The sequence below is a fragment of the Neoroseomonas eburnea genome, from assembly GCF_018129005.1.
Lineage (GTDB): Bacteria > Pseudomonadota > Alphaproteobacteria > Acetobacterales > Acetobacteraceae > Neoroseomonas > Neoroseomonas eburnea.
In genome coordinates, this window is sequence record NZ_JAAEDL010000002.1 from 154,072 (window position 1) to 172,988 (window position 18,917).

17 protein-coding genes and 1 pseudogene are annotated in these 18,917 nt (G+C 71.7%); 17 read left to right on the forward strand and 1 reads right to left on the reverse strand.

Annotated elements, in window-relative coordinates; translation table 11 throughout:
- Nucleotides 1-36: 36 nt before the first annotated feature.
- Nucleotides 37-1,290, forward strand: a complete 1,254-nt coding sequence (locus tag GXW74_RS03080) for a phage tail tube protein (RefSeq protein WP_211844813.1) — start codon at nucleotides 37-39, stop codon at nucleotides 1,288-1,290.
- An 18-nt stretch (nucleotides 1,291-1,308) separates the two neighbouring features.
- Here the strand turns inward: GXW74_RS03080 and GXW74_RS03085 are convergent, their stop codons facing one another.
- On the reverse strand, nucleotides 1,309-1,569 hold the full coding sequence (locus tag GXW74_RS03085; protein ID WP_211844814.1) for a hypothetical protein: 261 nt from the start codon (nucleotides 1,567-1,569) through the stop codon (nucleotides 1,309-1,311).
- Between the two features lie 100 nt (nucleotides 1,570-1,669).
- Between GXW74_RS03085 and GXW74_RS03090 the strand changes: the two genes are divergently transcribed.
- The 16 genes and pseudogenes from GXW74_RS03090 to GXW74_RS03165 all read left to right on the forward strand — a co-directional run bounded on the left by GXW74_RS03090 (nucleotide 1,670) and on the right by GXW74_RS03165 (nucleotide 18,827).
- Nucleotides 1,670-2,122 (forward strand): hypothetical protein, encoded by a 453-nt coding sequence (locus GXW74_RS03090; RefSeq protein WP_211844815.1) that lies wholly within the window; start codon nucleotides 1,670-1,672, stop codon nucleotides 2,120-2,122.
- A gap of 41 nt (nucleotides 2,123-2,163) precedes the next feature.
- On the forward strand, nucleotides 2,164-2,472 hold the full coding sequence (locus GXW74_RS03095; protein ID WP_456306960.1) for a phage tail assembly chaperone: 309 nt from the start codon (nucleotides 2,164-2,166) through the stop codon (nucleotides 2,470-2,472).
- The gene (locus GXW74_RS28320; RefSeq protein WP_211844817.1) at nucleotides 2,469-5,810 is read left to right on the forward strand and encodes a phage tail length tape measure family protein; all 3,342 of its coding nucleotides are present in this window, start codon (nucleotides 2,469-2,471) and stop codon (nucleotides 5,808-5,810) included. The genes GXW74_RS03095 and GXW74_RS28320 overlap by 4 nt, the downstream gene beginning before the upstream one ends.
- Nucleotides 5,811-5,813: 3 nt before the next feature.
- On the forward strand, nucleotides 5,814-6,434 hold the full coding sequence (locus GXW74_RS03105) for a DUF2460 domain-containing protein (RefSeq protein WP_211844818.1): 621 nt from the start codon (nucleotides 5,814-5,816) through the stop codon (nucleotides 6,432-6,434).
- Nucleotides 6,431-7,291: a DUF2163 domain-containing protein gene (locus GXW74_RS03110; protein ID WP_211844819.1), complete on the forward strand. Its 861-nt coding sequence runs from the start codon at nucleotides 6,431-6,433 to the stop codon at nucleotides 7,289-7,291. Before GXW74_RS03105 ends, GXW74_RS03110 begins: the two co-directional genes overlap by 4 nt.
- Nucleotides 7,288-7,707, forward strand: coding sequence for a C40 family peptidase (locus GXW74_RS03115; RefSeq protein WP_211844820.1), 420 nt, complete (start codon nucleotides 7,288-7,290; stop codon nucleotides 7,705-7,707). Before GXW74_RS03110 ends, GXW74_RS03115 begins: the two co-directional genes overlap by 4 nt.
- A gap of 3 nt (nucleotides 7,708-7,710) precedes the next feature.
- Nucleotides 7,711-11,727 carry a phage tail protein gene (locus tag GXW74_RS03120; RefSeq protein ID WP_211844821.1) on the forward strand — a complete coding sequence of 1,339 codons (4,017 nt, stop codon included), beginning with the start codon at nucleotides 7,711-7,713 and terminating at the stop codon, nucleotides 11,725-11,727.
- A 10-nt stretch (nucleotides 11,728-11,737) separates the two neighbouring features.
- On the forward strand, nucleotides 11,738-12,919 hold the full coding sequence (locus GXW74_RS03125) for a hypothetical protein (RefSeq protein ID WP_211844822.1): 1,182 nt from the start codon (nucleotides 11,738-11,740) through the stop codon (nucleotides 12,917-12,919).
- Between the two features lie 76 nt (nucleotides 12,920-12,995).
- A complete protein-coding gene (locus tag GXW74_RS03130) occupies nucleotides 12,996-13,253 on the forward strand; it encodes a hypothetical protein (protein ID WP_184487162.1) in 258 nt (85 codons plus the stop codon).
- On the forward strand, nucleotides 13,250-13,963 hold the full coding sequence (locus tag GXW74_RS03135; RefSeq protein WP_211844823.1) for a lysozyme: 714 nt from the start codon (nucleotides 13,250-13,252) through the stop codon (nucleotides 13,961-13,963). Before GXW74_RS03130 ends, GXW74_RS03135 begins: the two co-directional genes overlap by 4 nt.
- Before the next feature lie 156 nt (nucleotides 13,964-14,119).
- Nucleotides 14,120-14,326: a hypothetical protein gene (locus GXW74_RS03140; protein WP_211844824.1), complete on the forward strand. Its 207-nt coding sequence runs from the start codon at nucleotides 14,120-14,122 to the stop codon at nucleotides 14,324-14,326.
- 484 nt (nucleotides 14,327-14,810) lie between these two features.
- A pseudogene (locus GXW74_RS28745) lies at nucleotides 14,811-14,915 on the forward strand (IS110 family transposase); the annotation flags it as partial.
- 516 nt (nucleotides 14,916-15,431) lie between these two features.
- Nucleotides 15,432-16,478 carry a 3-oxoacyl-ACP synthase III family protein gene (locus GXW74_RS28570; protein WP_211844825.1) on the forward strand — a complete coding sequence of 349 codons (1,047 nt, stop codon included), beginning with the start codon at nucleotides 15,432-15,434 and terminating at the stop codon, nucleotides 16,476-16,478.
- Entirely contained in the window at nucleotides 16,475-17,050 is a 576-nt protein-coding gene (locus GXW74_RS03155; RefSeq protein WP_211844826.1) for an ABC transporter substrate-binding protein, read from the forward strand. The genes GXW74_RS28570 and GXW74_RS03155 overlap by 4 nt, the downstream gene beginning before the upstream one ends.
- On the forward strand, nucleotides 17,047-17,724 hold the full coding sequence (locus GXW74_RS03160; RefSeq protein WP_211844827.1) for an ABC transporter ATP-binding protein: 678 nt from the start codon (nucleotides 17,047-17,049) through the stop codon (nucleotides 17,722-17,724). The genes GXW74_RS03155 and GXW74_RS03160 overlap by 4 nt, the downstream gene beginning before the upstream one ends.
- Nucleotides 17,721-18,827: an ABC transporter permease gene (locus GXW74_RS03165; RefSeq protein WP_211844828.1), complete on the forward strand. Its 1,107-nt coding sequence runs from the start codon at nucleotides 17,721-17,723 to the stop codon at nucleotides 18,825-18,827. Before GXW74_RS03160 ends, GXW74_RS03165 begins: the two co-directional genes overlap by 4 nt.
- Nucleotides 18,828-18,917 lie beyond the last annotated feature (90 nt).

The window sequence follows — 18,917 nt, forward strand, 5'->3', positions numbered from 1 at the left end:
CCTGGCCGCCTCCCTCCTCAGCATCGGAGAGCATCCATGCCCCTCGCCGAAGGCAGCGCGGCACGCTTCGCGTACAAATTCTACGCGGACGGTACCATGGTCACGAATGCGGAGGCGGACATCGCCACCGCGCCGGGATCGACCGGCGGCCGTATCCTCCGCCGCGTCAGCGCCGGGCTGAACTTGCGCAAGAACGCCACCCGCTCGGCCGAGATCCTGCCCTCGCGGCAGGTGCGCAGTTCCCGGCACACCTCGCGCCGGGTCGAGGGGCCGCTGGATGGCGAGTTCTCGCCCGGCAGCTACTTCGACTTCATCGAGGCGGCGCATCGCGACACCGCGGCGCCGATCCTGCCCTCCGGCCTGACCGAAGTGCAGCTCACCAGCGTCGCCGCCGACAGCACCACCTCGAAGTTCACTTTCGGCGGGGGTGACCCGGTGGCGCTCGGCCTGCGAAAGGGGGCGATCATCCAGTTTGCGGGCCTGTCCGCGACCGGCAACAACGGCGTGCGCTTCCTGGTCACGGACTTCGGGGGGACCTCCAACCGCGAGGTCAGCGTCTTCCCGGCGCCGACCACCATGGCGGCGGACACCAGCTTCACGCTGACCACGCCGGGGAAGTCGTCGATCATCCCGGCCTCGGGCCATGTCCGCCGCAAGCTGGCGATCGAGCGCCACCACGAGGATCTTGACCGCGCTCGGCTCTACACGGAGCTGCGTGTCACCGGCTATCGCCTGGCCGTGCCGGCGGAGGGGAACAGCACCTTCGGCCTCAATGTCATGGGGCGGAACCGGCGCACGCTAACCGGCGCGGCGGCGCCCTACTTCACCTCGCCGGCGGCAGCCACGACCACCGAGGTGTGCAACAGCCTCAACGGCATCCTGCGCATCGCTGGCAGCACGGTCGGCACTGTCACCGGGTTGAACCTCAACCTCGCGATGGCGGCGGACGCCCCGGCGGTGCTCGGTCAGGCTTTTCCGCCGGATGTGCTGCTCGGCACCGCCGACGTGACCGGCGACTTCACGGCCTTGGTCGACGACACCGACGCGATCAGCGCCGCCTTCGAGGAGGAACTCGAGGTTGAGCTGCTGTTCATGCTGACCGCCGGCGGCGCCACGGCCGATGCGGTGGCCTTCCACCTGCCGCGGCTCAAGCTGAACGGCGACGAGGAGAACGTGCAGGGCGAGGGCTCGCAGACCATGAACGTGCCGTTCCAGGCGCTGGAATACCTCGGCAGCGCGGCCGGCATGACCGGGACTACGCTGCGCTGCACGGATACGGCCGCGGTGTGAGCCGCAGTTCGACGCTCGCTACCTGCGCCAGCCGAGCTTCTTTTCGATGTCCAGCGTGCCGCCGCGGCTGATCAGCGTGTCGGCCAGCCCATCGATGACGCCCCATTCCCATTCGTCGCCGCGGGCTGTCCCCAAGCGCAGACGCAGCAGCGTCTCGACGCGCTTCCACGTCCAAGTATCGGTCTCGGAGCGTGCCGCGTGATGCCCCTGGACATACTGCGTGCCGCTGCGGAGCGCATAGGGGATTCGCGGCTGCGGCGTTCGAGCATCGCGTGGCATCTCGATCCTCTCCTTCAGCACGCAAAGGTCGCGCACTCGTCGCTGCGCTGATCTGCCAGCGCGTCTCCATCAGATCAATCTTGAACTTCAGGAGTCCACGATGCCCGCTATCTTCGACACCCTGGCGCTGCCGACCGACCGTAGCGCCAAGCTCATGCTCATCCACCCGGTGACGCGCGCGCCGCTCACCGACGAGGCCGGCGAGCAGGGCTGGATCGAGCTCTATTCCTGGGAGAGCGAGCAGGCCCAGGCGCATCGCCTCGCGCGTGACAACGCGCAGCGCAAGCTCGGCCGAGAGTTCACCGCCGAGGAGGAATGGGAGGATATGGGCCAGATGCTGGCCCGGCTGACCAAGGCCTGGCACCTCGTCGGCCTCGACGGCCGCGCCATCGCCGCGCCCTGCAGCTTCGATCTCGCCGCCGGCGCCTTCAACGCCACCGGGCTGCGCTGGCTGCGCAATGCGGCGATCGCCTTCCTCAACGTCAGCGGGAACTTCTTCCCTTTGGCTGGCTCGACGCCCTCCGCGCCCATGGCCGCCACCAATTCTGGCTGAGCCAGCGCCTCAAGGGCGGCGGCACGCGCCGCCAACACCTGCTGTCTGCGCAGCGGCAGAGCGGGAGGATGCCGGCGGGGCTCGTCGGCCCGCTGCGCCCATCGGGATCGGAGGCGGTCTGGCGCGCCTTCGGCGAACTGGACGCGCAGCGCCTGCATTCCGAGAGCGGCATCCCCCAGCCGATCCAGCACCGCGACGTGGAGGCCTGGTGCCGCACCATGCGCGTGCCGCTGCACCCGGCCGAGATCGTCGCCGTGCTGGCGCTCGACGGCGAGCGCCGCGCGGTCGAAGCCGAGCGCCTGGCTGCGAACTGCCCCGGTGATGCCGATCTGGAGGACGACGATCCATGAGTGGGGCCATGGGCGGCGTCGAGCTGCTGTCGATCATCCGCTCCTCGCTTGACGCCTCCGGCTATGTCGCCGGCGCTCGCCAGGTCGAGGGCGCCAATGATCGGCTCCGTGCCTCGGGCGACAAGGTCGCCGGCTCCCAGGAACGCATCACCCGTGGCATGGACCAGACCGCGCGCCAGGTGGCGCAGCTGGCCCAGCGCACCAATCCCGCGATCAAGGCGACCGTCGAACTGGTCGATGCCGAGGCCAAGCTCGACCGTGCGCTGAAACTCGGCCTGATCAGCCTCGACGACCATGCCCGGCTGCTGGTGCCACTGCAGCAGCGCCACCAGGCGGCGACCGCCGCAGCGAACCAGACTGCCAACGCCTTTGGCGTAACGGCGCGGCAGGCGCAGCAACTGGCACCGCAGATCAACGACGTCATCACCTCGCTGCTCGGCGGGGCCAGTGCCTTCCAGGTGCTGACGCAGCAGGGCGGCCAGATCACCCAGGCCATGGGTGGGGTGGGGAACACCTTCCGCGCCATCGGCGGGCTGTTCACCCCCGTGCGGGTCGGCGTGCTCGCCGTCGGCGGGGCGCTGGTCGGCACCTTCGCCGCCTATGAGGGCACCGAGCGCCGCGTCGCCCGGCTGCGCAATGAGCTGCGTGGCTATGCCGCCGACTATGAGACCCTCGCTCGCAACCTGGAGCGCCGTGCCCGCGAGCAGAGCCTGCTGACACCGGGCGCGGGCCGCTCGGAAGTACGGACTGCGCAGGCCCGTATCGCCCAGGTCGTGCGGCCGGAGGACCGCGAGAACCTTGAGCGCTACGTCGCGCTCGCGCTCGATCTCTCGCGCACGCTGGACAAGGACCTCTCGGCTGCGGCCGAGCGGGTGGCGCGTGCGCTGCGCCGCCCGGAGGAGGTAGCGCGCGAACTCGCCGAGCAAGGCGTGCGCGGCTTCGACGAGCAGTTCCGCCGCCACATCGAGCTCATGGTCCGTGCCGGTGATGCCAGCGGCGCCGCGGCGCAGGTGATCGCGCGCCTGACCAGCGTGGTGCAGGGCGCCACCAATGGCGGCACCGCCTTCGAGCGGGCGATCAACAACGTCGAGAAATCGCTCGCAGGCCTGTGGAACCGCATCACCGACGGGCTGACGCGGGCCGGCGGTCCGTTCATCGAGTGGCTGGCGCGGTCGGAGCGGAACTCGCGTTTCCTGGTCGAGCAGGGCGGCCTTGCCGTGCTGCAGGCGCTGCCCGGTGGGGCGCCGGTCGCCCTCGGGCTGCGGCTGCAGCAGATGCTGGGCTCCACGGCCTCGGGCGCGCAGAGCACCAGGCCGGGGCCAGCGGCCGACATCGCTGGCCTGCTGGAGGAGGCCGCCCGCGTCTCCGGTGTTGACCGCGCCCTGCTGGAGCGGGTGCAGCGCGCTGAGGGCATCCGCAATCCTGACGGCAGCTGGCGCATCAGCACGGCCGGCGCCCGCGGCCCAATGCAGGTCATGCCCGGCACCTTCGAGGAACTGGCCCGGCGCTACGGTATCCAGGGCGGCATCGATGATCCCCGCGCCAATATGCTGGCCGGCGCGCTCTACCTCAGGGAGCGCCTTCAGACCCGCGGCGACGTCGCCCTCGCACTCGCCGACTACAACGCCGGCCCGGGCCGGGTCGACCGCGTCCTCGGCGGCCAGGCGGAACTGCCGAACGAGACCGCGCGCTATGTCCGCGGCATTCGGTCGGGATACGCGGGTTCGGGCATCACAGGACCCGTGCAGCCGGTCACGCCGGCACCGACGGCGCCGCCTGTGCCGGCTGCTGGGGCCGCCGCCAACCCGCAGCCCGCATCGGTAACCGGCCCACCCACGCCGACGCCGGAGCAGCGCTTCTACGACAGCGCGCTGTCCGAGGTCCGCCGCCGCGGCACGCCGACCGGTGACGTCGCGGAGCTGACGCGGGATCTGGAACGCTTCCAGCGCGCGCAGCGCCAGGCCGCGCCGGATAGCGCCGAGTACCGCGAGTTCGGCGATGCCATCGAGCAGATCCGCGCCCGCATCACCGGCACCGAGCGGCCGATTGAGCAGTTCATCCGCGGCCAGCGCGAGGCGGCGAGGATAGCGGGGACCAGCGAGGGGGCAGCGCGCGAACTCGCCCAGGCCATGCAGGGGCTGGAGGAGGCTTCCCGCGCCCAGGGCCGCGACCCCACGGTCGAGGAGCGCGCCGCTGTGCGCGAGGCGGTCCTCGCCCGCGCCGCCGGGCAGTATCGCGACCTCACCGCCAACGTCGACCGCCAGATCGAGGCGGAGGGCCGACTCAATGAGGCGATGGGTCGCGGCGCGGGCGCGATGCAGGAGGCCGAGGCGCGGGCCAAGGCGCTGGAGGATGTCCGCCGCGCCGGGCTCGCCGGCACCGAGCAGGAGGCGGCGGCAGTCGCCGAGCTGACCGGGCGCTACCTGCGCCTGGCGCGCGCCCAGGCCGACCGCATCACCGCGGCCTCGCTGGAGGAGCAGCGGCGGCAGATCGAGCTGATCCGCGCCGAGGCAGGCACCATCGGCCTCGGGGAGCGGGACAGGGCGGAGGCGATCGCCGCCATCCGCGCTCGCGCCGAGTTGGAGCGCCGCTCGCCGGGATCCTCCGAGACGGACACCGGCCGGCAGTACGTCGCCAATGCCGTCGATATCGCGCGCGCGCAGGACGATGTCCGCGTGCTCAAGGAGATCGAGGGATACGGCCGCGAGACCGCCGGCGTGCTGGTCAGCGGCTTCCGCGCCATCGCCTTCGAGGGCCGCCGCGCCAGCGACGTGCTGCGCGACATGGAACGCGCCCTGCTCGACCTCGGCACCCGCGCCCTGCTGCTCAAGCCGCTGGAGGATGCGTTGGGACGTCTGGCTTCGTCCGCGTTCGGCGGAGCGTCGGGAGGTGGTGGCGGCCTCGGCGGCCTGCTGAACCTGATCGGATTGGGCGGCGGTGGTGGTGAGATCGCCGGCGTCGGCCTTGCCAAGGGCCTGGAAGGCGCCGCCGGCCTGGTCACCGCCGCCGCACCGCTGCTGCACGAGGGCGGCGTGGTCGGCGAGCCGGTGCGCCAGCACCGCGTGGTGCCACTCACCCTGTTCCACGGCGCACCACGCTTCCATCAGGGCGGCGGCTTCCTCACCCGCACCGAGTTCCCCGCCATCCTGGAACTGGGCGAGCGGGTGCTGACCCGCCGGCAGCAGGCCGCGGTCGGCGCCGCCGTCGCCGATCGGCCACGTCCGATCATCCAGAACGTGACGATCCAGACGCCCGACGCCGGCTCCTTCCGGCAGAGCCGCGGCCAGTTGCTGGCCGAGCTCTCGCGCTCCGTCGCGCGCAGCAACCGCCATCGGTGAGCCATGGCCTTCCACGACGTCCGCTTCCCCGACCGCATCGCCGAGGGGGCGGAGGGCGGGCCCGAATTCTCCACCTCGGTGATCGTCTCCTCCGGCGGTCATGAGCAGCGCCAGGGCAACTGGTCCGCCGGCCGCGGCCGGTGGAACGTCGCCACCGGGCTGCAGGACGACAACGACCTCGCCGTCCTGATCGCCTTCTTTCGGGCGCGGGCGGGCCGGCTGCACGCCTTCCGGTTCAAGGACTGGTCGGACTATCAGCTCGACCGCCAGGTCATCGGCACCACCGGTGGCGGTGATGCTACCTGGCAGATTCTGCGCACCTACACCTCGGGCCCGACCTCGGTGACGCGGACCATCACCCGCCCCGTCGCCGGCACGGTGCGCTGTTGGGTCGATGGGGTGGAACGCAGCCTCGGCACGGGTGCGACGCAGTTCCAGGTCAACCTCGCCACCGGCGTCATCACCCTCGGCAGCGCGCTCGCCGGCACCACCGGCCAGGCGATCGAGGCGGCCTGCGAATTCGACGTCCCGGCGCGCTTCGACACCGACACGCTGCCGCTGCGCCTGACCGCGTTCCAGATCGGCGAGTGGTCCGACATCCCCGTGGTGGAGATCCGCGAATGAAATCCGTCTCCGCTGCGCTCGCGACGCACCTCGCCGGCGAGGCGACCACGCTCGCCACCCTCTGGCGCGTCGTGCGCCGCGACGGCGCGGTGTTCACCTTCACCGACCACGACCGTGACCTCGTCTACGGTGGCGAAACCTATGCCTGTGCCCTCGGCTATCAGCGCGCCGCCATCTCGGCGGGTGCCGAGCTCGCGGTGGACGAGACCGAGCTGCTCGGCCTGCTCGACAGCAGCGCCATCGATCCCGCCGAACTGCGTGCCGGGTTGTGGGATCACGCCGAGGTGCGGATCTTTGCGGTCAACTGGGCGAGCCTCAGCGACGGCGAGCTGAAACTCCGCCGCGGCCGGCTGGGCGAGGTCATCGCGCAGGATAACGGCAGCTTCCGCGCCGAGCTGCGCGGCCTCGCCCAGCCGCTGCAGCAGACCATCGGCGCCATCTACCAGCCGGAATGCCGCGCCGACCTCGGCGACGCTCGCTGCAAGGTCGACCTGACCTTCGGCGCCGGCTGGACGCAGCAGGCGATCATCGAGGCGGTGACCGACAGCGTGACGCTGGTGATGTCCGCCGCCATCGCTGGCTTCGCCAACGGCTATTTCGAGGGCGGTGTCGCCGTCTGGCAGTCCGGCGCCAACGCGGGTGTCGCGCGCGAGGTGCTGGCGTGGAACCAGGCTGGCCGCGTGCTGTCGCTCTTCGCGCCGCCGCCCTTCGCGCCGACGGTCGGCGACGTGCTGCGCATTCAGCCCGGCTGCGACAAGCGCAAGGCGACCTGCCAGGCGGTGTTCGGCAACTACCTCAACTTCCGCGGTGAGCCCTTCATCCCCGGCGCGTTGGCGGTGCTGGAGACGCCGGCGTGACCGCAGATGCCTTCGTTGCCGCCGCGCGCACTTACGTCGGCGTGCCCTGGCGCCATCTTGGCCGCACCCGCACCGGCCTCGACTGCATCGGCCTGGTGCTGCTGGCCGCGCGCGATGTGGGATGGGACTTGCCCGATCCCGCGCCCTACGCCCGCGAGCCGCAGGGCACCCGTCTGCTGGAGGGGATCCTGGGGCATGCCCCGCGGGTGGCGGAGGCATCGCCGGGCGACGTGCTGCTGTTCCGCATGGGGCTGTACGGCGGCCATGTCGGCATCGCCTCCGACCACCCGGCCTGGGGCGTGTCCGCCTGCCTGCACGCCTATGCGCCGCGTCGCCAGGTGGTCGAGCAGCCGGTGGACGCCGAACTGCGCGCCGCCCTGCTCGGCGCCTTCCGCCTGCCGGCCCTGGAGACCTGAGCTATGGCCCAGCTTGCCGTCGCCGGTGCCGGCGCGGCCATCGGCTTCGTGGTCTCGGGCTTCAACCCGCTCGGTGCCTCGATCGGCTGGGCGCTTGGCGGCGCTGCCGGCGCGTTGCTCTTCCCGCCCAAGGGCCAGGATACTCAGGGTCCGCGGCTCAACGACCTCACCGTCCAGACCTCCGGCTATGGTCTGCCAATCCCGCTCGCGGTCGGCCGGATCAAACTGGCCGGCAACGTCATCTGGAAAACCGACCTGCGCGAGCGCGCCACCACCCGCCGCCAGGGCAAGGGCGGCGGCGGCGCCAAGACCACGACCTACAGCTACTACCTCTCCTGGGCGGTCGGCCTGTGTGAATGGCTGATCCCACCCACCAACCCGCAGGTGCTGCGCATCTGGCTCGATGCCCAGCTGGTCTACGACACCACCGGATCCAGCGAGGTGGTGCAGATCCCCGGCTTGGTCTGGCGCTTTCACTCCGGCAGCGAGACGCAGCTGCCCGACCCGCTGCTCGCCGCCACCCTGGGTGCGAACGAGGCGCCGGCGCATCGCGGCCTGGCGTACCTCGTCTTCGAGGAGGTGCCGCTGGAGCGCTTCGGCAACCGCATGCCGAACGTCACCGTCGAACTGGCCGGCGATGCCGCCCGCAGCTTTCCGCAGGTGGTGACCATCCCGCCCGCCGTGCCGCTCTGGCCGTCCTCACCCTCGGGGCGCACCTACATCGGCAACTGGGCCTGCAACGTCGCGGTCGATTACCGCCGCGGCCGGATCTACGAGGGCCGCGTCCGCACCTCGACCTCGGGCGGCGGCGTCAACGAGATGATCCGGGTCTACGACCTGGTGACGATGCAGACGCTCGGCGAGCACACGCTCGACCGCATCCTCTCCCCGTTGTTTCCCTTCGGCACCGTCCCGGGCCCGGACAGCACCGGCACCGGGCTGATGCATCTCGGCGTCGATGGCTTCCTTTACATCACCGGCGGCTCGGCCAACCGCGTGCCGCTGTTCAAGATCGACCCCGACGCCATGCGCGGGGTGGGCGTCTTCGGGAACCCGCTCGGCGATGGCTTCGGCTTCGGTGACACCGGCACCCGCCTGGTCAACCCGATGGCCATCACCAGCCTGTCGGTGCCGCGGCTCGGCGCGCGCCCGCGCAGCTTCGTCATCGTGCAGGGATCCTACTCCTCGACCCTGACGATCGACGCCGACCGCATGGAATATGTCTGGGGCGCCGGCGACGTCGCCTTCGAACCCCCGCCCGTGCCGATCGGTCTCGGCATCAGCCCGCTGACCTTCCCGGTGATCCTGGTCCCCGGGCGCACCCGCGACGATGGTGGCGTCGAGCTCTGGTTCCTGCGCGCCTCGGAACTCGCTACGCCGTTCCGCATCGATGTCGCCCGTTTCCGTTACTATTCCGGCGCGGCGAGCCTCGGCGGCGGCGCCGCCATGGGGATCTTTCGCGACGACTACACCTCGATTGATGTTCAGGCGGAGATCGACCCGCTCGCCGTCCGGCCGCTGCTGCAGGCGGCCTTCTGGGACGCCAGCGACGACACGCTGGTCATCACGCTGTCCGGCACCGGCGGGCCGCTCAGCGGCTGGGGGCGGTTCTCCACCATCAAGTGGTCGCCCGGTAGCGGCGTGGTGTGGAAAATCATCGACCACGTCCTGCCGGCCTTTCACGACGGGCGCGGCCAGATCACCCGCGTGCTCGGCGCCACCTGGGGCCTCGGCGGCAACTTCCTGATCCAGACCGGCTCGGGCGACGTGCTGGTCAACCAGGCCGGCGCCAACTTCAAGACGCTGTTCTGGCTCGACGAACAGCAGGCCGTGCTCGGCCAGGTCTCCGCCGGCTCCGGCGTGCGCGAGATCGCCAAGCGCTACCTCTCCCGCGCCGCAGCCAACACGCTGACGGTGGGGCAGGTGGTCGCCGCGCTGTGCCAGCGCGCCGGCCTCGCCACCGGCGACACTAACACCGCCGCGCTCACCGACGCCTTGCGCGGCTATATCCTGCCGCGGCCCACCTCGGCGCGCGACGCCATCACCCCTCTGGCGGGCGCCTTCCAGTTCGACGCGGTCGAGCAGGACGACGTGCTGCTGTTCCGCAAGCGCGGCGGGCCCGTCGTTGCCACCATCCCCTACGCGGAGATGGTTCGCGAGGATCCCGACGCCTCGGTGCTGCAGGAGCAGCGGGCGCAGGATGCCGACCTGCCGCGCGAGCTGACCGTGCGCTTTCTCGATGTCGAGCGGGGGTTCGAGCAGAACGCCCAGTCCTGGCGGCGGCCGGTCAGTCCCACCGCGACGGTCGGCGCCAACGCCTCCGCGGCGATCGACCTGCCGATCCCGCTGACCGCCGGCGAGGCCAAGGCGGTGGCAAGGCGGCTGATCACCGGCAGTTGGCGCGAGCGCACGCGCCTGTCCTGTGCGGTCGGCCCGAAACACGCCCGGCTGGTGCCGACCGACCCGGTGACGCTCACCACCCGCGACGGCGCTGCCATCCGCTGCCGCGTCCTCTCCACGCAGCTGGGGGCGAACTGGGTGACGCGGCTGGAGGCGGTGACCGAGGACGCCGCCAGCTACGCCCTGACCGCACCGGCGGAGGGCGGCGCCGGCTGGGCCGAGCCCGGCATGCCGGCGCCCTACTTCGCCCGGCTGCTGCTGCCCGACCTCGCCCTGGTCGATGACAGCGACGATTTCGGCCAGGCCGGGCTGCGGGAATACGCCCTGGTCGGCGCCTATGACGGCCAGCGGTTCCGCGGCGTGGTGGTGCACCGCAGCCCCGACCAGGCCAGCTGGGATGCCCTGGGCGCCATCACCACCCCGGTGACCTGGGGCAGCGTGCAGGTAGGCCCCGCCGTGTCCGTCTCGCCCTGGATTTGGGACGAGGCCAGCGCGATGGAGGTGCAGCTGGCCGATGGCGAGCTCGACAGCGCCACCGAGCTCGAGGTGCTGAACGGCGCCAACCGCGCCGCGCTGGTCGGCCCGGACGGGCGGGCCGAGATCATCCAGTTCCGCGATGCCACCGACCTCGGGGCGGGGCGCTATCGGCTGACTGGCCTGCTGCGGGGTCGGCGGGGCACCGAGGACCTGATCGCCTCCCGCGCCGCCGGCGACAGCTTCGTGCTGCTGGATGCGACCCGCTTCCAATTCCAGGCGCAGGCCAGCGAGGCAGTTGCCACGCGGCACCACCGCGCCGTGACCGTGTTCGAGACGGTGGAGACCGCAGCCAGCACGGTGACGAAATCTGGCCGGGGGCGGGCGGAGCGCCCCTACGCCCCCTGCCAGGTCACCGGCAGCCGCGACGGCTCGCAGAACCTGACCATCGCCTGGATCCGTCGCACGCGGCTGGGCGGCGAGTGGCTCGACGGCACCGGCACCGTGCCGCTGTCGGAAGCCTCGGAGGCCTACGAGGTCGATGTGCTGAACGGGCCGCCGGCGGTCACCAGGACCTACGCGGCATCAGGCGGCACCGCCTCGGTGATCTTCGATGGCAATCCATCCACCTGGACCATTATCGGCGCCTCGCCTTCGCCGCGCACCGCCGAGGTCACCTTCGCCACCCCGCAGACCGTCCGCCAGTACGGGTTGCGCGGCGCCGCCGGGGCCACCTCCGAAAGCCCCAACGCCTGGACCGTCGAGGGGTGGAACGGCACCGCCTGGGAGCTCCTCGACACCCGAAGCGGCATCACCGGCTGGGCCGTCAACGAGCTGCGCAAATACAGCCTCGCCGCCCCCGCGACCTATGCCCGTCTGCGCATCGCGGTGACCGCGCTGAACGGCGGCTCCTGGTGGAACATTCCCGAGCTCGCATTCTACGCCACCGTTGGCGGGCCCGACATCGCCGCCGCCACTTACACGCAGGCGGTGGTGCGGACCATCGCCGTTACCGCGCCCACCGCGACCTACTCGGCGGCGAACCAGACCACCGACTTCGGCGCCGCCCAGGCCGAGGCCTTTGTCCGCCTCCACCAGATCAGCGCCCTGGTCGGCCGCGGCCTGCCCGCCGAGGCCACCCTGTGAGGAGCAGCCCATGAGCGGCACCACCAACCTCGGCATTCCCTTCATCCAAGCAGCCCAGAACCAGAAGGAGGTGACCGCCAACGCCGCCTTCGAGGCGCTCGACGCCAGCGCTAATGCGGCGATCTCCATCGCCATGGGCGACACCAACATCACGCTCACCGACGCCCAGGCGCTGCGCGCCGGCCTCGTCACCCTGACCGGCAGCAACACTGGCGTGCGCAAGGTGACCCTGCCGAGCAAGGCGCGACGCATTGCCATCCAGAACAGCACTGGCGGCGCGCTCGACATCACCGTGGGCTACGCCACCGGCGCCACGGTCACGGTGGGCAACGGCGCCATCGTGCTGATCCAGGGGAACGGGACGAACTGCTATGGGGTGGGCGGCGCTGCCGCGCTCGGCGATCTCGCCGACGTGGTCGGGCCGTTCCTGAACGGCGACCTGCTGCAATTCGACGGCTCCGCCTGGCGGCCGCTGGGCACAGGCATTCTCTCGCGTGTGATGCTGCCGTTCAAAGGCGCGCTGGTGCGGCGGGCCACTACGCTCTCCATCACCACCACGCCGACATCGGTGCCCTTCACCGACGCGACCTACGATACGGACGGGTTCTGGAGCGGGGCACTGCCCACCCGTCTTACCGTGCCGGCGGGGGTGACCAAGGTCCGGCTTTGGGCGCGGCTGCGCTGGACCGGCGGCAGCGCCAATCACGGGGCGCGCATCTACAAGAACGGCGCCGCCTTCGTCGGCCAGGGCGATTTCAAGGCAGCCTCCGGCTACACCGACGCCGACTACAGTTTCGGATCCGCGGTCGTCGCCGTCACCGCCGGCGACTACTTCGAGCTGCAGCCCTACGCCTCGGCGACGCGGACGGGCGCAGCCAATGAGCTGCAGTTCGCCATCGAAGTGGTCGAAACCGCCGATGCGGCGAACCCGACCCTGCTGGCGCTGACCGACACGCCGGCCTCCTATGCCGGGGCGGCGGGAAAGCTGCTGCAGGTCAACGGCGCTGGCACGGGCGTGGAATTCGGACCCAAGCACAACCTCACCGCGACCGCGGCGCCCACCGCCACCGACGACAGCGCGGCCGGCTACGGCGTCGGCTCGTACTGGCTCGATTCCGTCGGCGCCAAGATCTGGTTCTGCACCGATGCGACCGCCGGCGCCGCGGTGTGGAAAGGCGTGACCATCGCCTGATCGGCCTGACCCCGCCCGGCGGTCCCCCGCAGCACCACGCCCCCCGCCGCCTGCCTCACACTCCCAGGAGAACATCATGGACCTCACACCGACCCTGCTCTGGCAGGTGGTGACGACGCTCGCCATCGCGCCGCTAGCCTATTTCCTGAAGGCCTCGCTCGACCGCCTGCGGCAGATGGAGCTCTGCCTGTCGCGCACGCGCGAGCAGCTGGCGCGCGAATACGCCACCAAGGCCGACCTGCATGCCGATGTCGGCCGCGTCCTCGCCCGCCTCGACAAGCTCGACGGCAAGCTCGACCGGCTGCTCACGGCGCGGTTCGGGGGTGGCGAATGACCCCCCGCCGCATCAGCGCCGAGGCGCTCGACCTGCTCAAGCGCTGGGAGGGCTGTGTCCTCCACGCCTATGACGACGCCGATCCGGCGCGGCCGCCGCGGTTCATTCAGCCTGGCGATGCCATCCGCGGGACGCTGACCATCGGCTACGGGCACACCCGCACCGTGCGGCCTGGGCAGCGCATCACCGCGGCCGAGGCCGAGCGGCTGCTGCTGGAGGATCTGGCGCCAGTCGAGGCGGCGATCGCGCGCAGCGTCACGGTCCCGCTGACGGACGGCCAGCACGGCGCGCTGGTGTCGTTCGCGTTCAACCTGGGGCACAACACCGCGGCGGGGAAGCCGCTGGCCAACATCGCGGCGACGCTGAACCGCGGAGACTACGACGGCGCGATCCGGCGCATGGGGCTCTACGTGAAGCAGCGGCAGCATGGCCGCCTGGTCACCGTGCCGGGGCTGGTGAACCGTCGCGCCGCCGAGGCCGGGCTCTGGGCGCGCGGGGAGTTCGTCGCCAGCCGGCATGTCGCGCCGGCGGCGCCGCCCACCGAAGGGGCCGAGGCGGCGAAGCTGGGCGGCTATGCCGCGGCGGCGGCAACCGCGGCACCCGCGCTGCAGGCGTTGGCAGGGGTGCCGGTTTGGATCGGCGTGGCGTTGGTACTCGCCATCGCAGCAGTAGCCGTGTCCGTCCTGCTGCGGCGGGAGCGCGCGGCGTGATCGCATGGCTGTGGGCGCGGGTTCAGGGCTGGCTCGCACTCGCTGGCGCGACGCTGGCCGCGATCGGTGCTGCGTATCTGGCGGGGCGTCGAGACGGTCATGACGCTGCGAAGGCAGATGCGGCCACAGCGGAGCGAACAACGAGGAGGGCAGCGGATGCAGCGGCTCGTGAGGCTGAGCGTGCTGGTGCTGCTGAGCGCCTGCGGCGCGGAGATTTCTGAGCGGCCCTGTCCGCGAGTGACGGAGTTCCCCGCCGATCTGCAGCGGCAGGCCGTCGCCGAACTCGCGACCGCGCCGGCGCTCGCGCGCATGATGGACGCGATGGCAGCGGATCGCGCGTTCAATCGGGCCATCTGCCGCTGACGGTCATCGCGCCGACCGTGCCCGGCGCTCCAGGCGTCACACGCCGAGCGGCAGCAGGCACGGTCGATCGCTCATGATGCGGCCGACCCTATGACGGCCGGCCTGGTGGGCACCAGCGGGTCCGCCGCCATTCCCACCGCCGCCCTTGATCCACCCCTCGTGTGGCGTCTCCGGCGGTCCCCGCGCTTTCGGGTCCGGGTCCCCATCGATGACGACCATAGGGGAGGCACTGACGCCTGGTCACGTAAGGAGACGAGCGTCAGTGCAATATGTTGAATCCGCGCAGAACGGAATCGTCGACTTCGATGTGCAGATCAAGCTTGGGGTGCGGCGGATGCTGCTCAACACGCGCCGCGACGTCGAGAACGGTATTCGGGCGCTGCTGCGCGACGTCGGGCTCAAAGTCGGCACGCCGAGCCGCAAAGCCTTCCCGGCGCGCGTGCGCGAAGTGGCCGCGGATGACGCGGTGCTGGCAAGCACGAGCGTCGCCAAGCGCCGAGGCATGGCACGCGCACGCGTCGCGGTCGCCCGCAAGCTGGCCGTAATCCTCCACCGCATGTGGGTCGATGGCGGCGAGTTCCGCTGGGCAAACAGCATACGGCGAAGGCGGTCGCTGTATGACGAGAGGAGTTTCAGTTCCTGTCGGACGACGACGGAGCCGCGCCGTTCCCGTGGGGACGATGGCGAGGCGATCTCGCTGAGAGTCCGCAGCCGGAGCGCAGCAATGCCTCGAAGGTCGCTGACCTGACCCCATTATGTGGCGACCGCACGTCGACCGCGAAGAGAAGCGAGTTGACCTACGGGAATGGCTCGAGGCGAGAGGGACGGGACAGAGGGACAGCTGGACGCCCACAACCCCAATCACAGAGGGCTCTCAGGTTACACAGCTTGCGGCCTTGCTCGAGGAGAAGGTCGTGGAGCTCGTCCTCGTCCGTTCGCGGCGTGACACCGGCCGAGCTTTTGGCGGCGCCGGCGCGCCGGGGGCTTCCCTCCCGCGCCGCGATGTGCTGCACCCGCACATCCATGCCTTCACCGGCGGCATTTTCCCGCGCCGGTCCGGGGCGCGCCGGGCGCGCGCGCCGCGCCATAACCGAGAGGACCTTAGGTGCGTATCGTCTCCCTGGCCTGCGCGACGCCTTCGATGCGGATCGACAACCCCACCTTCCTCACTCTGCTCGACGAACGGGTCGCCGCCGACGGAATGCCGCCGGCGGCGCGGGCCGAGGTGGCGGAGAAGGTGCGCCACATCTTCGACCGCGCCGGTACACGTGAGCGCTACATGCTCTACCCGCCGCGCCCGGGCTACGCTGCGAGCCTGCTGCAGCGCGCGGCGGAGGATGCTCTCGCCGCCGCCGGGCGCGACGCGGAGGACGTCGACCTGATCGTCTACTGCGCGGTGGCGCGCGGCTGGATGGAGCCTTCCACCGCCGCCGCCGCGCAGGCCCTGATCGGCGCGCGCAACGCCTCCTGCTTCGACGTGATGGAAGCCTGCGCCGGCTGGATGCGCGCCATCGAGGTGGCCGAGGCGCTGATGCGCTCCGGCCGCTACCGTAACGCCCTCGTCCTCGGAGTCGAGGCGGGCATGCAGGACACGATCATGCCGCGCGGCGGTCAGACGGCGGTCTTGGACGAGCACTTGGCGGGCTTCACCCTCGGCGAGGCGGCGTCCGCCGTGCTGCTCGAACCGGGGGAGGGCGCGTCGCCCGAGATCGTGCTGCGCTCGGATGGTGAGCTCTACGACGTGTGCATGATCCCGCTGCCGACGGTCTCCGCCTTCCTGCCGGCGGAGGCGGCTGCCCAGCCCGAGCCCGGCCGCTTCCTCTCCCATGCCGACCGCCTCTTCACCCGCGTCATCACCGCGCTGGTCGGCGTGATGCGTCCCCGCTTAGCCAAGGGCGGGCATGAGGGGATCGACCTCTTCATCCTGCACGCGGCCAGCTCCCGCGCGGGTGAAGTGGTGCGCCGCGCCCTCGACATCCCGCCAGAGAAGTGGCTCTGCCCGCACGACGTGTTCGGCAACACCGTCTCGATGTCCATGCCGGTGGCGCTCGACCACGCGCTCAGGACCGGACGCGTGAAGAAGGGCGACCGGGTGTGCTTCCTGGTCGGCAGCGCGGGGATCTCCTACGGCTACGGGATCCTGACAGTGTGAGGCGCGCCGCGGCGCTCCTACTGCCCGCCATGCTGGCGGCGGCGGTCGCCCTCGCGCAGGATGCGCGGGGCTTCGTCGCGGAGGTCGAGGCGCGGCTGCGCGCCGCGCGAGCCCTACCTGACCCGGCGGCGCGCCAGGCCGCGTGCCGTCAAGCGTTCGCGACGGCCTTCGACGCGCACGCGCTGGCGCAAACCGCCGCCGGGCCGCGCTGGGAGGGGTTCGATGCGGCGCTGCGGTCCGAACTGACCGCAGCCACGGGGGCGCGGCTCGGCCGGGAATGCGCCCCCCTCCTCGCGGCGCCGGAGGCGGGCGCGGCTGAGGTGGTGCGGGAGCGGGCGACCTCCTCGGGCTGGCGCCTGACGACGCGCCTCGCGCGCGCCGGGACCGGCGACCTGATCCTTGTCTGGGCCGTCGCGCCGGGCGGCGCGATGGGCTGGCGCCTGACCGACATGAGCGTGGACGGCGTCGGCTTCGGGGCCACGCTGCGCTCGGAGCTGGACGCGCTGCTCGCAGTGCACGAGGGCGACGCGCGCGCCGCGGTCGCGGCCCTCGCGGCGGGCAGCCGGCGATGACACCGCCCCTGCTGTCCCTGCGCGGCGTGCGTCGCACCTTCGACCACGGGCGGATCGTCGCGCTGGACGGAGTGGACCTCGCGATCGTGGCCGGCGAACGGCTGGCGATCCACGGGCGCAGCGGCAGCGGCAAGTCGTGCCTGATGAACATCGCCGCCGGCCTGGACCGTCCCGATGCGGGCTGCGTCGCTTGGCGCGGGCGGGAGGTGCGGACGCGGCGCGAATGGGCGGCGCTGCGTCGGCAATCCATCGGCATCGTCTTCCAGGAATTCCACCTGCTGCCGACGCTGACCGCCCAACTCAACGTAGAGCTCGCCCTGATGGGCAACGGCCTGGCCGCGACGGAGCAGGTCGCGCGGGCCGAGGCGGCGCTGCGGCGCGTCGGGCTCGGTGGCCGGCTCGGCCACCTCCCGAACGAGCTTTCGGGGGGCGAGCGCCAGCGCGTAGCGATCGCGCGGGCGATCGTGCGCGAGCCGGACCTGCTTTTCGCTGACGAGCCGACCGGGAACCTCGACCGCGCCAGCGCGGCGCAGGTGGCGAGCCTGCTGTTCGAACTGCAGGACCGCACCGGGATGGCACTCGTTATCGTCACGCACGACCCCGGCCTCGCCGGGCTGTGCGGGCGGCAGGTGCGTATCGAGGATGGCCGCGGGGCTGAGGAGGCGGCGGCATGACGCTGACCGGCTTCGCCCTGCGCAACCTGTTGCGCCGGCCGGCACGGACCATCCTCACGGTGCTCAGCATCGCGCTTGCGGCCGGAACCGTGGTCGGGCTGCTCGCTCTGGGGCGCGGCATCACCGAGAGCGTAGCGCGGGGGCTCGAAGAGAGCGGCGCGGAGTTGATGGTGGCGCAGCGTGGTGCGACCGAGATCATCAGCGCGCGCCTGCCCGAGAGCTACGGGGGCCGGATCGCGGCACTGCCCGGCGTGCGCTCGGTCTCGGCCGAGCTCTATGCCTTCGCGGCGACCGCCGAGGGCCGGCAGTTCCTGCTGGTCGGCTGGTCCACCGGCGCACCGTCCTGGGCGCGCGCGCCGCTCGCCGCGGGGCGACTGCCGCGGCCGGGGGCGCGGGAACTCCTGCTGGGCGACGTGCTGGCGGAAAGCCTCCGGCTCGGGGTCGGGGCGCGCCTCGAACTCTTTGAGGAACCCTTCGAGGTCGTGGGCATCACGCGCTTCGGCACGGCGATGAACCGCGGCCTCGGCATCCTGCCGCTCGATGTGCTGCAGGCCGCCGCGCTCCGCCCGGGGCAGGTCACCGCCTTCTCGGTCGGCGCCGCCGAGGGCGCGGACCAGGCGGCGCTGCGCGCCGCCATCGCCGCGGCATTGCCGGTCACCGTCTCGGACACGCGAGAACTGCTGGAAGGAGACCGCAACATCGGCATCCTGCGCGCGGTCTCGCGCGCCATCTATGCGGTGGCCCTGGTGATGGGCGGGCTGAGCCTGTTCTCGACCCTGCTGATGTCCGTCCAGGAGCGCACGCGGGAAATCGGCGTGATCGCCGCGATGGGGTGGTCTGATGTGCGTATCATCGGGCTGATCGCGCTGGAAGGGCTGATCCTGGGATGTGCCGGCTGCGCGGCGGGGCTGGTCGTGGGACTCCTCACCTCCAGCATCTTCGGAGCGCTACCGGCAATCGGCGACTTCGTGGCCTTCACGCCCGACCTTGCCGACATCGCGCTGCCGTTCCTGGCCGCGCTGCCGCTCAGCGCGCTGGCCGCGGCCTATCCGGCCTGGCGCGCGGTGCGGCTGATGCCGGCGGAGGCGCTGCGGCACTTGTAGGGCGCGGGCGGGCCGGACGCTGGCCTGCGCCGGGGCAAGCGGCGCCTTCCGGATCCCCGCACCATCCAGGAAGCCCGAACCCCGCGGCCC